Consider the following 13,262-nt stretch of genomic DNA (forward strand, 5'->3'; position numbering starts at 1 on the left):
AGCATACCGATGGCGTGGGAGTCAACAAAATCCCGCGGTGCCCCTACTCCGGGACGTCCGGGACGCGTACGGCGCGGAAGGTCGTCTCCTTGCGGAGCCGGAAGCCCAGAGACTCGTAGAGCCTGATGGCGCCCGTATTGGAGGCGGCGGCGTGCAGGAACGGCGTCTCGCCACGGGCGCGGATCTCATACGAGACGGCCACGACGAGCCGGGCCGCGAGGCCCTGGCCGCGGAACTCCGGTGCGGTGCAGACCGCGCTGATCTCGGACCAGCCCGTCGGACGCATCCGCTCACCGGCCATCGCCACGAGCGTGCCCTCGCGGCGGATGCCCAGATAGGTGCCCATCTCGACGGTGCGCGGCAGAAAGGGACCCGGCTGGGTGCGTTCGACCAGGTCGAGCATCTCCGGCACATCGGCGGGACCGAGGCGTACGGCCTCCTCGTCCGGCGCGGCGGCCACTCCGGCGTCCACGAGCTGCACTCCGCCGGCATGGAAGGTGATCTCCCAGCCGTCGGGCACGGAGCCGTCGAAGCCGACGAGCCCGAGGGATCCGCCCGGTCCCGCGAGGACGGCGGCATCGGCCCAGTCCCGCTCGTCGGGATCCTCGGGCAGGGCCACCCAGAGCGACACCTCGGACGGATAGCGCAGCAGTCGGCCGCGGCGCTCGGCGAAGTGCGCGTGCGGTCCGGTGAGCGCGGAGCGTACGGGCTCGTCCAGCGGATGCCGCCGAGGCTGCGGGCCGGCGGGTTCGAGGTCCGAGGAGCGGAGATCCGACGTACGGAGATCCGGCATACGTGTGTCTGCGGGCCGGGAATCCGGCGTACGTGCGTCTGCGGGCCTGGGATCCTGCGTGCGCGGCTCGGCCGGGCGCGATATGGACGGTCGGGTGCTCATGCGCCGACCTCGATCACGATCTTGCCCTGGACATGTCCGTCCTCGACCGCGCGCAGCGCCTCGGCCGCGCGCTCCAGCGGGAAGGTCCGTGTCACATACGGCCGCAGCGTCCCGCTCACCACGAGCTCGGCGACCGCGTCGAGGACGGCGGCGGTACGGGCCCGTACGACGGCCGCTCCGCCCAGCTCCGGCACCGTGCCCTTGTCGCCCGCGCTGATCAGTCGTCCCTCGGGATCGGCGAGCACTTCGGCCGCCTCGCGCAGGGCCGGGCCGCCGACCAGGTCCAGGACGGCGTCGACACCGTCGGGCGCCACGGCCTTCACACGCTCGGTGAGACCGGGCCCGGGAAGCACATGGACGGCGCCCAGCGACTCGACGAACTCCTTCTTGCCCGCGCTCGCCGTACCGAGGACCCGGATACCGAGACCGCGCGCGATCTGCACGGCGGCCACGCCCACTCCGCCGCCCGCGCCGGTGATCAGCAGAGTGGCACCGGGCTCCAGAGCGAGCTGGTGCAGGGCGTCGTACGCGGTCGCCGCCGCGACCGGCAGTGTGGCCGCGTCCGTGAACGGGAGCGCGTCGGGCTTGTGCGCGGTGATCCCGACCGGGAGCAGGGTGTACTCCGCGTAACCACCGGTGAGAGTGGAGCCGAAGACCGCGTCCCCGACGGCGAAGCCCTCCACTCCCGCGCCGATCTCCCTGACCACGCCCGCCGCCTCGCTGCCGAGGACGGCAGGCAGCTCGGCCGGTGCGGAGCCGGGCCGGCGGTAGCCGTTGCGCAACTTCCAGTCCACCGGATTGACGCCCGCCGCGCGTACGGCCACCAGAAGCTGTCCGGGGCCCGGGCTGGGCACGGGCAGCTCGGCGAAGGCCTCCGCCTCCGGGCCGCCGTGTTCGGTGAAGACATACGCCTTGGAGATGGCCTGGGGCATGGGACTGGGCTCCTCGTTCCGACCGATCACACCGGGCCGCCGCCCGGGACAACAGAATGTCCAAGGCGGTCGGCCCGATCACTATTCCCGATTCCCGTGGCGGCCGGCCACGGTCGAACGGCCCCGGTCCGCCCGACGCGCGGGCGGGCCGGGGCCGTCGGCCGGATCAGGCATCAGGCATCAGGCATCAGGCATCAGGCATCAGGAGGCCGGATCAGTGATCAGGAGGTCGCGCACTCCATCGACGCCGGGTCCGAGGCATCGCGTATCAGTGCGTCATGGGCCGCCTTGAGCCGCTCGGCGTCGGGCTTCAGCACCTTGCGGTCATAGGTGAGCAGTCCGTTCAACTCGCCCTCCACATCGGAGATCTGCGTATAGACGGCGCCGTTGCCGCCTCGGCAGGCGAGCGTCCGTACGTTGTCGAGCTGGGCCAGATACTCGTCGGTGTACACGGTCTGGTCGACACCGACATAGGTGTGCTGCACCGGCCAGGCATGGCCGGGCACCGCGAGCCCGAGTCCACCGTACTCGCCGCTGACCAGTGCCCGTCTGCCGTCGAGTGCGGGCAGTTGCGGGCTCGGATACCCATGGGCGTCGGCGATGTCGCCGTTGCCGCCGTCGACCGCGCCGCAGCAGTTGACGCCGCTCATGTTGTTGATCAGCCGGCTCGGGTCCCAGGCCTTGGCCTGGTCGGCGACGCGCGCCTGGTCGTACTGGCCCCAGCCCTCGTTGAAGGTGACCCACATGACCACCGAAGGGCTGCTCGCGTGCTGGTCGATCATCTCCTTCATCTCGTGTTCGTACTGGGCGCGGGAGGCCTCGTTCGGATTGATCGTGTTCATCGCCGGCATGTCCTGCCAGACCAGCAGTCCGAGCCGGTCGGCCCAGTAGAACCAGCGGTCCGGTTCCACCTTGATGTGTTTGCGCACGGAGTTGAAGCCGAGCCGCTTGTGCGTCCTCAGGTCGTACGCGAGGGCCTCGTCGGTCGGCGCGGTGTGCAGCCCGTCCGGCCAGAAGCCCTGGTCGAGCGTGGCCATCAGAAAGACCGGCTTGCCGTTGAGGACCGTACGCGGCGCTCCGGCGACCGTCCGGACGCCGATCGAGCGCATACCGAAGTAGCTGCCGATCTTGTCCTTCCCGGCCGTCACCTCCAGCCGGTAGAGATACGGATCGTCCGGCGACCAGAGCCGTGGATCGCGTACGGGCACGCTCAGCGGTGCTCCGGTGCGGCCGGTGACCGTGCCCACCTTGCGCCTGCCCTCGTACGCGGTGGCCGTGACCGGCACACCGTCGCGTATCCCGCGCACCTCGACGGTGAGCCGCTCGCCGGGCACATCGGGCGTGAGCTTCAGGGAGTCGGCGTGGTCGGGCGCGACCGGCTCCATCCACACGGTCTGCCAGATTCCGGAGGACGCGGTGTACCAGATACCGCTCGGGTCCAGGCGCTGCTTGCCGATCGGCGGATTCTCGCCGTCCCTGGCGTCGGTCGGGTCGTACACACCGACGATCAGCTCCTGGGTGCGGCCGGGCCGGAGCACGTCGGTGACATCGACGCCGAACCGGTCGTAACCGCCTTTGTGCTCGGTGACCTTGGTGCCGTTGACATAGACCTCGGCCTTCCAGTCGACGGCGTCGAAGTTGAGTTTCAGCCGCTTGCCGACGCCGATCTGCCAGTTCGACGGGACCGTGAAGGTACGGCGGTACCACATCCGGTCCTCGTGCCGTTCGACACCGGAGAGCTGTGACTCGACCGGGTACGGGACGAGGATCTTCTCGGGGAGCGTTCTGCCGACGGGCGGGCGCTCGCCCTGCTCGGCGGCGGCGAACTGCCACTGTCCATTGAGGTTCTGCCAGGCGTCACGGGTCAACTGCGGCCGTGGGTACTCGGGATGGGCGTTGCCCGGTCCCACGTCCTTGGCCCAGGGAGTGGTGAGCTGGTACTCGGAGGTGTTGGGTCCGCTGCTCCAGAAGGCCGCGACGGGCTTGCCCTGCCGTGCCGTGAGACCGCCCGTTCCGTCGTAGCGCAGATCGGCGGTGCCGCCTCTGCCGACGACCGGTTCCTTCAGGCTCACCAGCAGCCTTCTGTCGTCCGTCGGATCGCTTCTGACCGTGCCCAGCGGCCAGGCGGCGCCGCCGATGACCGCGCCGAGATGGGCGGCGAGCCCGGCGGGCGGCGGTGCGAGCGGCTGGGCGAAGTCCAGCCGCAGCGTGCGGCCGTCGGGCAGTACGGTGGCGGCGAGGGCGCCGTCGTACGCGAAGCCGTCGGGCAGCCGGAAGGCGGACTGGGGCACCGGCCGCTTCGTACTGCCGGGCTCGGTCCACCTGAGGTGCAGATTCGAGCCGCCGTAGTGCTCGAAGTACTCCACCTTGATGTCATAGGCCTGACCTGCCGTCAGTTCGACTGGCTGGGCGGTCTGTTCGTTCTCCCAGTCGTCGATCCAGTGGTCGATGGTCAGCCTGCCGTCGACCCAGAGCCGGAACCCGTTGTCGCCGATCATCGAGAAGGTGTGCGGGCCGGTGGTGGTCGGCACGATCTTCCCGGTCCAGCGCACACTGACATCGTCCGCCCGTCCCGTGGTGGCGCTCAGCCGCGGGTCGAGATTGCCGAAGTCGATGGCCGGATCGAAGACGGTGGCCTTGAGTTCATGGAAGTCGAAGGCTCCGGGAGCGGACTGGGTGTAGTACTCGCCCTTGAGGCCACGGGCCTCGACGGCATCGTCGTCGGCGGCAGCCGAGGCGGCCGGGACCGCGATGAGTCCCGCGACGCCGAGTACGGCGGCGAGCAAGAGGGCCAGTTTTCTTCGGATGCGCACAAGTCCTCCTTGAAACTGAGGGTGGCGGCTCGTTGCGACGGTCTGTACAACGTTGGAAGGAACGGCAGTTGGCATGACAGCACGCCGTTCCTCCACTGTCCAGGGCCCTGACCGAGCCGGGATCGGCGCCTTGTATAACGTTGAACAAAACGGGCGGGGCGGGCCCGCGGGACCACTCCGGAGGGGAAGTGCCGATGAACGTCAGCCTCAAGGACGTCGCGGAGCGTGCGGGCGTCTCCATCAAGACCGTGTCGAACGTGGTCAACAACTACCGGCATGTCACACCGGCGATGCGCGCCCGGGTCCAGCGGGCGATCGACGAGCTGGGCTACCGGCCGAATCTGACGGCACGTCATCTCCGTAAGGGACGTACGGGCATTCTCGCGCTGGCCGTGCCCGAGCTGGGCAATCCGTACTTCGCCGAACTGGCCGGCGCGGTGATCGATGTGGCCGCCGAGTACGAGTACACCGTGCTGCTCGACCACACCGGTGGCCGCCGTGAGCAGGAGATCCTGGTCAGCCAGGGATTCCGGGCACGGGTCATCGACGGGCTGATCCTGAGCCCCATCGAGCTGCGTCCTGAGGATCTGCTCGGGCGTGACCACGACGCGCCGCTGGTGCTGCTCGGCGAGCGGGAGTACGACCTGCCGTACGACCACATCGCGATCGACAATGTCGCGGCGGCCAGGACCGCGGTAGGGCATCTGCTCGGTCTCGGCCGCACCAGGATCGCCTTCCTGGGCGCCCGTACGGACCGGGCGAACGAGCCCTCGCAGCTCCGGCTGCGCGGCTGGCGTACGGAGCTGACGGCGGCCGGAGTGCCCGCGCCGGACTCCCTGGTCGCGCCGACGGGCGGCTGGGAGCACGCGGACGGCGCGGCGGCGATGGCGCGGCTGCTGGACTCCGGCGTGCTGCCGGACGCGGTCTTCGCGTACAACGACCTGATCGCCATCGGAGCGATGCGGGTGCTGTGGGAGCGCGGGCTCCGGGTGCCCGCGGATGTCGCGGTGGTCGGCTTCGACGACATCACCGAGGGCCGCTACGGCATGGTGACACTGACCACGATCTCACCGGACAAGCAGACCATCGCCCGGCTCGCCGTGCAGTCGGTGGTGGAGCGGCTGCGCGGCGGGACGGAGGACCGCGAAACCGCGGCGGCACGTGAACTCCGTGTGGATTTCACCCTGGTGGAACGGGAGAGCACACGCGGCGGACAGTGAGCGTGCCGCACCGGGCCGGTGCGACAGGAGGGGTTTACAGGTCTCGTACAACGATGTAAAAACCTTCCGAACAATCTCAACGCACCAACTGACCGTACGAGTTGGCCTCCCGCGGGCGCTCAGCGCGCCGGGGCCGCGCCGAGATGGGGTTCCGCCATGAAGTCTTCCGCCGTCCGCCGCACCACCGCCAAGACCGTTCTCGCCGCTGCCGTCGCCGCCGCTCTCGCCCTCACCGGCTGTGCGAAGACCGAGGACGACGCGGCCGGTGACACGTCCTCGTCCGCCTCGGGCGACACGGGTCAGGTGGTCGCCACTCCCGGCGCCGGGAGTGGCGCGACCTGCACCGTCGAGCAGTTCGGCGGTGCGAAGACCGATCTCGCCACCGCGACCGTCGGCTTCTCCCAGTCCGAGAAGGAGGCCAATCCCTTCCGGATCGCCGAGACCGCCTCGATCAAGGCGGAGGCGGAGAGCCGTGGTGTCAAGCTGCTCACCGCCAACGCGCAGAGTCAGTTCTCCAAGCAGATCAGCGATGTCCAGGACCTGATCGCCAAGGGCGCGGACCTGCTGGTGATCGCTCCGCTCAACTCAGACGGCTGGGGCCCGGTGCTGCGCGCGGCGGCGGCCAGGAAGATCCCGATCGTGACCGTCGACCGGAAGATCAACGCGGCTCCGTGCAAGGACTATGTGAGCTTCATCGGCTCGGACTTCATCGAGCAGGGCAAGCGGGCGGCGGACCGGATGATCGAGGCAACCGGCGGCAAGGGCGAGGTCGCCATTCTGCTGGGCGCCGCCGGGAACAATGTCACCACCGAGCGCACCAAGGGCTTCAAGGACCGGATCGAGGCCGAGGCGCCCGGTCTCCGCGTGGTGTTCGAGCAGACTGGTGAGTTCGCGCGGGAAAAGGGCCAGCAGGTCACCGAGCAGCTCATCCAGTCCAATCCGGACATCACCGGGATCTACGCCGAGAACGACGAGATGGGCCTCGGCGCGGTCAACGCCCTGAAGGGCGCGGGCAAGAAGCCCGGCGCCATCAAGATCGTCACCGTGGACGGTACGCGCAACGCGGTGCAGGGCATTGTCGACGGCTGGATCTCCGGAGTGATCGAGTCCAACCCGCGCTTCGGACCGCTCGCCTTCGACACGCTCGACGCCTTCACCAAGGGCGAGGAGGTCGCCCAGGACATCGTCATCCAGGACAGCGCGTACACCGAGGCGAACGCGAAGTCCGGTCTGGGCAAGGCCTACTGACGTGCTGTCGGTCACCGGACTGAGCAAGACCTTTCCCGGCGCGCGGGCCCTGGACGGTGTGGACCTGGCCGTAGGGCCCGCCGAGGTCCATGCGCTGATCGGCGAGAACGGCGCCGGCAAGTCCACACTGATCAAGGTGCTCACCGGTGTGTACCGGCCCGACGAGGGCGAGATCGTCCTCCAGGGCCGGCCGGTCCGGTTCGCGACACCGCTGGAGGCACAGCGCGCCGGGATCTCCACCATCTACCAGGAGGTCAATCTCGTCCCGCTGATGAGCGTGGCCCGCAATCTGTTCCTCGGACGCGAGCCGCGCGGCCGGCTCGGGCTGATCGACTTCCGCCGGATGCACCGCGCGGCGGACGAGGCGCTGCGCGCGCTCGGGCTCCGGGTCGACGTACGGCGGCCGTTGCGCTCGCTCGGTGTCGGCGCCCAGCAGATGGTGGCGCTGGCACGGGCCATGGCGGCCGACGCCCGGGTGGTCGTGATGGACGAACCCACCTCCTCGCTCGAACCGCGCGAGGTCCGCACCCTGTTCGAGGTGATCAGGACGCTCAAGGAGCGCGGGATCGCGGTGATCTATGTCAGCCACCGGCTGGACGAGCTGTACGAGATCTGTGACACCGTCACCGTGCTGCGCGACGGCAAGCGGGTGCACACCGGCTCCCTCGCGGAGCTCGACCGGCTGCGGCTGGTGTCGCTGATGCTGGGCCGGGAGATGGGCGAGGTACGCGGCGAGGGCCGCACCAAGTTCACCGGAGCGCACCGGACCGGCGGTGAACCGGTGCTCGAAGCAACGGATCTGACGGCGCGTCACTCCCTGCGTGGAGTGTCCCTGCGACTGCGTCCCGGCGAGGTGGTGGGACTCGGCGGACTGCTCGGCTCCGGCCGTAGCGAGACCGTCAGAGCCATCGCCGGGGCGCTGCCGGCCGACTCGGGCCAGGTGCTGGTGGCGGGCGTTCCCGTACGGACCGGCTCCACGCCCGCCGCGATCAGGGCGGGTATCAGTCTGCTGCCCGAGGACCGCAAGGCCGAGGGCATCGTGCCCGGACTCTCCGTACGGGAGAACATCGCGCTGGCCGCGCTGCCCGGACTCTCCCGCTTCGGTCTGGTGGACGACGCCCGGATCGACCGGGTGGTGGACACCTTTGTGAAGCGGCTGCGGATCAAGGCGTCCTCACCGCACCAGAAGGTCGGTGAGCTCTCCGGCGGCAATCAGCAGAAGGTGCTGCTCGCCCGCTGGCTCGCGATGCGGCCCAAGGTGCTGCTGCTGGACGAGCCCACCCGGGGCATCGACGTCGGTGCCAAGGCCGAGGTGCAGGGCCTGATCGACGAACTCGCGGACGAGGGACTCGGAGTGCTGCTGATCTCCTCCGACATGGAGGAGCTGATCGAGGGCTCCGACCGCGTCGTGGTGCTCAGGGACGGCGCGGTGGTGGCGGAGCTGACCGGGACCGAGGTGACGGAGGAGCGGCTGCTGCGCGCGATCGCCGCGGAGGAGGGCGGAGACCGTGATGACTGAGCTGGCGGCGCCACGGCGTGTACCGCTGGACCGGACACGGACGCTGACGCTCCTTCAGGAGTACGGCGTCTACGTGGGCGTGGCCGTTCTGCTGCTGGCCAATGTCCTCTTCACTCCGCACTTCCTGTCCGCGGAGAACTTCCGCACCCAGGCGGTGCAGGTCGCTCCCGTTCTCGTCGTGGCGCTCGGCATGGCGCTGGCCATCGGCAGTGAGGGCGTCGATCTGTCGGTCGGCTCGGTAATGGCGCTGTCGACCTCGCTGCTCTCGCTCTATCTCGGCTACGGGCCCTGGATCGCGCTGATCGCCGCGCTCGTCGGCGGAGCCGCGGTCGGTCTCGCCAATGGCTCACTGATCGCGTTCATCGGCGTGCAGCCGATCGTGGCGACGCTGGCCCTGATGGTCGCGGGCCGCGGGCTGGCGCTCGTACTGCTCCCGCAGCTCAAGGATGTACGGGACCCGGGGATGGCGGCGCTCGGGTCGGACGATCTGCTCGGCGTTCCCTATCCGGTACTGATCGCGGCCGTGCTGGCGCTCGCCGTCGGCTTCACCGTACGGCGCACCACCTTCGGCCGGCAGCTCCTCGCGATCGGTGACAGCCGGCCGGCGGCGAAGCTCGCCGGGCTCCCGGTGCGGCGGGTGCTGATCCTTGTCCATGTCTGCTCGGGCGTGCTCGCCGCGATCGCGGGAGTGCTGGCCACGGCCCGTCTCCAGGCGAGCGATCCGACCTCGCTCGGCAATCTGATGGAGCTGTCCGCGATCACCGCCGTGGTGGTCGGCGGGACTCCGCTGAGCGGCGGACGGATCAGGATCGGCGGCACGGTGGCGGGCGCCGTACTGATCCAGTTGCTGACCGCCACGCTCATCAAGCACGATCTGCCGCCGTCCTGGACGCAGATCGCCCAGGCCGTGGTGATCGTGCTCGCGGTCTACACGGCACGGGAACGGGGGAAGCGGTGACCACGGTGGAGACCGGGAAGGCCGGAGGCTCGGGGAAGGGCGGAAGTTCAGGGAGAGGCGGAAGCTCAGGGAAGGGCGGTTCCGCGCCAGTGCCGGAGGAAGAGCTCGGCGCGGGCCGGGCCGAGCGGCTCAGCGCGCTCGCGCAGCAGCACGGAGCGCTCATGACGCTGATCCTGGTGGCGCTCGCCGCCTCGATCGGCTTCGACACCTTCGCGACCGGCGACAATCTGGCGAACATGGCGGTCTCCTCGGCGTTCCTCGCCGTGGTCGCCCTCGGCATGACCTTTGTCATCATCACCGGCGGTATCGATCTCTCGGTGGGCTCGCTGTTCGCGCTCGGCGGTGTGCTCGCCGCCTGGGGCTCCCGGTACGGCACGGCCGTCGCGCTGCTGCTGCCGCTGACGGTCTGCGGAGTGATCGGCCTGGTCAACGGACTGCTGATCGCACGGGCCCGGCTGGCGCCGTTCATCGTGACGCTGGCCGCGATGCTGCTGGCACGCGGTGTGCTGCTGTCGGTCACCGACGAGGGCTCCACCACCTATCTGGTGGACGAGACGTCCTTCTTCGCCCGGCTCGGCCAGGACACACTGCTCGGGATCGGTGTGCCGGTGTGGATCACCGCGGCGCTCTTCGTGCTGGGCGCGATCGCGCTGCGCCGCAGCCGGTTCGGCCAGTATGTGTACGCGGTCGGCGGCAACGAGGACGCGGCGGCCCTGATGGGCGCTCCGGTGGCCCGTACGAAGATCGCCGTCTACACGCTCTCCGGGCTCTGCGCGGGACTCGCGGGAGCGCTGAACGCGGCCTGGCTGGTCTCCGGCGTGACCATTCTCGGCGCCGGTCTGGAGCTGGAGGCGATCTCCGCCGTGGTCATCGGCGGCACACTGCTGACCGGCGGCTTCGGCTTCATCAGCGGTTCGCTCGTGGGCGTCCTGCTGCTGAAGGTCATCCAGAATGTGATCAACCAGATCGGTTCGCTCGACTCGGCGTATCAGCAGGTCGTCAGCGGAGCGTTTCTCGCGGTGGTGGTGATCGCCCAAACCTGGCTGGGCCGACGGCGCCGGATGCTCTGACCGTACGGGCCGCTCCGGGCGGAGGTGCCAGGAGTTCCGGCACCTCCGCGGCACCTCCGCCCGGACCGGTCAGACGACCCGCTGTCCCTTGCCCAGGGCGATGACTCCGTTCTTCGAAACGGTGTACAGCTCCTGGTCGCGCCCGGGATTGACGCCGATCGTCGCGCCGGGCGGCACATCCACGTTCTTGTCGAGGATCGAGCCGCGCACCACCGCGCCACGCCCGATCCGTACGTTGTCGTGCAGCACGGAGCCCTGCACCACCGCGCCCTCCGCCACCACCACTCCCGGCGAGAGCACGGAGCGGGTGACCTGGCCCCGGATGACACAGCCGGGCCCGACGATGGAGTCGCTGGCGATCCCGCCCGCCACGAAGCGCGCGGGCGGCAACTGGCCCGGGTGGGTGTAGATGGGCCAGCGGCGATTGTCGAGATTGAACACCGGCTGGTGCGAGATCAGATCCATGTGCGCGTCGTAGTACGAGTCGAGCGTGCCCACATCGCGCCAGTAGCCGTGCTCCCTCGGTGTCTCGCCCGGCACATGGTTGTCCTGGAAGTCGTAGACCTGGGCCATGCCGCGCTCGGTGAGCATCGGCAGGATGGAACCGCCCATGTCATGCACCGAGTTCTCGTCCTCCGCGTCCCGGTGCAGCGCGTCGACGAGGACCTTGGTAGTGAAGAGATAGTTGCCCATGGAGGCGAAGACACGGTCCGGATCGCCCGGCAGGCCCGGCGGATCGGACGGCTTCTCCAGAAACCGTTCCACCTGAGTGCCGTCCGAGGCCGGTGTGATGACTCCGAAGGACGAGGCCTCGGCACGCGGCACCCTGATCCCGGCGACGGTGACGCCCGCGCCGTTCTCGATGTGCTGTCTGAGCATCTGGCGCGGATCCATCCGGTACACATGGTCGGCGCCGAACACCGCGATGTAGTCGGGCTGTTCGTCATGGACGAGATTGAGCGACTGGAGAATGGCGTCCGCGCTGCCCAGATACCAGCGCGGGCCCAGCCGCTGCTGGGCGGGAACGGGCGTCACATAGTTGCCGAGGAGGCTGGACATCCGCCAGGTGGTACTGACATGGCGGTCCAGCGAGTGCGACTTGTACTGCGTCAGCACACACATCCGCAGGATGTCGCCGTTCACCAGATTCGACAGGACGAAGTCGACGAGACGGTACGTACCGCCGAAGGTCACCGCTGGTTTGGCCCGGTCCGCGGTGAGCGGCATCAGGCGCTTGCCCTCGCCACCCGCCAGTACGATCCCGAGCACCGAAGGTCCACCACGCATCGCCGCTCCCTCTATTCGGACTTGAGAAGCTCCTGGTACACCTCGTACGTACGGCGGGCGATCCGGTCCCAGCCGAACGCGCCGACGGCGCGCCCCCGGCCCGCCGCGCCCATCCGCGCCGCCGACTCGGGATCGTCCAGCACCCGGTTGAGGGCCTCGGTGAGTCCCGACTCGAAGGCCTCCGGATGGCGTTCGTCGTACGGCACGAGCAGTCCGGTCGTCCCGTCGTCCACCACCTCGGGGATACCGCCGACGGCCGAGGCGACGACGGCCGTTCCGCAGGCCATGGCCTCCAGATTGACGATACCGAGCGGCTCGTACACCGACGGGCAGACGAACACCGTGGCATGGGTGAGGAGTTGGATCACCTCGGGGCGCGGCAGCATCTCCGGGATCCAGTGCACACCGTCCCTGGTCCGGCCCAGCTCCTCGACCAGCTCCCGGAACTCCCGGCCGATCTCGGGCGTGTCGGGAGCGCCCGCGCACAGCACGAGCTGGGCGCCGGGATCGAGCGCGCGGGCGGCGCGCAGCAGATGCGGGACGCCCTTCTGGCGGGTGATCCGGCCGACGAAGAGGACATAGGGCCGCTCGGGATCGAGACCGATCCGGTCCAGTACGGCGGTGCCGTGGTCGGGACGGTAGAGCCCGGTGTCGATGCCGTTGTATACGACCTGCACGCGGCCGGGATCGAGCGCGGGATAGCAGGCGAGGATGTCGTCGCGCATCCCTCGGGAGACGGCGATGACCGCGTCCGCGGCCTCGATCGCCGTACGCTCCGCCCAGCTCGACAGCGCGTAACCGCCGCCGAGCTGTTCCGCCTTCCAGGGCCGCAGCGGCTCCAGGGAGTGGGCGGTCACCACATGAGGGATGCCGTACATCAGCTTGGCGACATGGCCGGCGAGATTGGCGTACCAGGTGTGCGAGTGGACCAGCTCGCGCCCGTCGAGCTCCGCCGCCATCGACAGATCCACGGAGAAGGTGCGCAGGGCGTCATTGGCGCCGTCGAGTCCGGGCGCGGCCCGGTGGCGGACCACTCCCGGCTCCACCGCCGCGGCGGGCTCCTCGCCCGCGCTCCAGCAGTGCACTTCGAGATCGGTCAGGGAGCGCAGCTCCCGGGCCAGGAATTCCACATGGACGCCCGCGCCGCCGTAGACGTCCGGCGGATATTCGCGCGTGAGCAGGCCGACTTTCACGCCATCCCCCGTTCTCGCCCGGCGATCGCAGCCCTGTCATGGTCACCCGGATTCGGCCTGGGCGGAAGAGCACGAGGGCGACCGGTGTCGCGACGGGCCGCGATCGGCCCCGCCGTACCGGACCACA

10 protein-coding genes are annotated in these 13,262 nt (G+C 69.6%); 5 read left to right on the forward strand and 5 right to left on the reverse strand.

Translation table 11 applies throughout. From position 1 onward, the window contains the following. Positions 1-43 precede the first annotated feature (43 nt). From ACFV6H_RS06795 to ACFV6H_RS06805, 3 genes are all read right to left on the reverse strand, one after another. Positions 44-793, reverse strand: a complete 750-nt coding sequence (locus tag ACFV6H_RS06795; protein ID WP_385539781.1) for a GNAT family N-acetyltransferase — start codon at positions 791-793, stop codon at positions 44-46. Between the two features lie 98 nt (positions 794-891). Continuing rightward, complete coding sequence (locus tag ACFV6H_RS06800) at positions 892-1,815, reverse strand: NADP-dependent oxidoreductase (RefSeq protein ID WP_385539783.1); 924 nt, start codon at positions 1,813-1,815, stop codon at positions 892-894. A 233-nt stretch (positions 1,816-2,048) separates the two neighbouring features. Beyond that, the gene (locus tag ACFV6H_RS06805; RefSeq protein WP_385539300.1) at positions 2,049-4,715 is read right to left on the reverse strand and encodes a PA14 domain-containing protein; all 2,667 of its coding nucleotides are present in this window, start codon (positions 4,713-4,715) and stop codon (positions 2,049-2,051) included. 119 nt (positions 4,716-4,834) lie between these two features. On the opposite strand from ACFV6H_RS06805, the gene ACFV6H_RS06810 reads away from it, so the two are divergent. The 5 genes from ACFV6H_RS06810 (at position 4,835) to ACFV6H_RS06830 (ending at position 10,655) form a co-directional block, all read left to right on the forward strand. Beyond that, positions 4,835-5,860, forward strand: a complete 1,026-nt coding sequence (locus ACFV6H_RS06810) for a LacI family DNA-binding transcriptional regulator (protein WP_384975078.1) — start codon at positions 4,835-4,837, stop codon at positions 5,858-5,860. A 156-nt stretch (positions 5,861-6,016) separates the two neighbouring features. Beyond that, complete coding sequence (locus ACFV6H_RS06815; protein WP_385539302.1) at positions 6,017-7,108, forward strand: ABC transporter substrate-binding protein; 1,092 nt, start codon at positions 6,017-6,019, stop codon at positions 7,106-7,108. Position 7,109: 1 nt separating this feature from the next. Next, entirely contained in the window at positions 7,110-8,627 is a 1,518-nt protein-coding gene (locus ACFV6H_RS06820) for a sugar ABC transporter ATP-binding protein (protein ID WP_385539304.1), read from the forward strand. After that, positions 8,620-9,585, forward strand: coding sequence for an ABC transporter permease (locus ACFV6H_RS06825; RefSeq protein ID WP_385539306.1), 966 nt, complete (start codon positions 8,620-8,622; stop codon positions 9,583-9,585). Before ACFV6H_RS06820 ends, ACFV6H_RS06825 begins: the two co-directional genes overlap by 8 nt. A gap of 89 nt (positions 9,586-9,674) precedes the next feature. Then, on the forward strand, positions 9,675-10,655 hold the full coding sequence (locus ACFV6H_RS06830) for an ABC transporter permease (protein WP_385539308.1): 981 nt from the start codon (positions 9,675-9,677) through the stop codon (positions 10,653-10,655). Positions 10,656-10,724: 69 nt separating this feature from the next. On the opposite strand, the gene glgC is transcribed toward ACFV6H_RS06830, so the two are convergent. Together glgC and glgA are read right to left on the reverse strand one after the other, a co-directional pair. After that, positions 10,725-11,942, reverse strand: a complete 1,218-nt coding sequence (gene glgC / locus ACFV6H_RS06835; protein ID WP_384782431.1) for a glucose-1-phosphate adenylyltransferase — start codon at positions 11,940-11,942, stop codon at positions 10,725-10,727. An 11-nt stretch (positions 11,943-11,953) separates the two neighbouring features. Beyond that, positions 11,954-13,135, reverse strand: coding sequence for a glycogen synthase (glgA, locus tag ACFV6H_RS06840; RefSeq protein ID WP_385539310.1), 1,182 nt, complete (start codon positions 13,133-13,135; stop codon positions 11,954-11,956). Positions 13,136-13,262: the final 127 nt, after the last annotated feature.

Source organism: Streptomyces sp. NPDC059743 (assembly GCF_042732975.1).
Classification (GTDB): Bacteria; Actinomycetota; Actinomycetes; order Streptomycetales; family Streptomycetaceae; genus Streptomyces.

Excerpts from the sequence above, each read along its gene's own strand:
- ACFV6H_RS06795 (WP_385539781.1), bottom strand. The coding sequence starts at position 793 with ATGCCGGATCTCCGTACGTCGGATCTCCGCTCCTCGGACCTCGAACCC.
- ACFV6H_RS06805 (WP_385539300.1), bottom strand. The coding sequence starts at position 4,715 with ATGCCAACTGCCGTTCCTTCCAACGTTGTACAGACCGTCGCAACGAGC.
- ACFV6H_RS06810 (WP_384975078.1), top strand. The coding sequence starts at position 4,835 with ATGAACGTCAGCCTCAAGGACGTCGCGGAGCGTGCGGGCGTCTCCATC.
- ACFV6H_RS06815 (WP_385539302.1), top strand. The coding sequence starts at position 6,017 with ATGAAGTCTTCCGCCGTCCGCCGCACCACCGCCAAGACCGTTCTCGCC.
- ACFV6H_RS06825 (WP_385539306.1), top strand. The coding sequence starts at position 8,620 with ATGACTGAGCTGGCGGCGCCACGGCGTGTACCGCTGGACCGGACACGG.
- glgC (WP_384782431.1), bottom strand. The coding sequence starts at position 11,942 with ATGCGTGGTGGACCTTCGGTGCTCGGGATCGTACTGGCGGGTGGCGAG.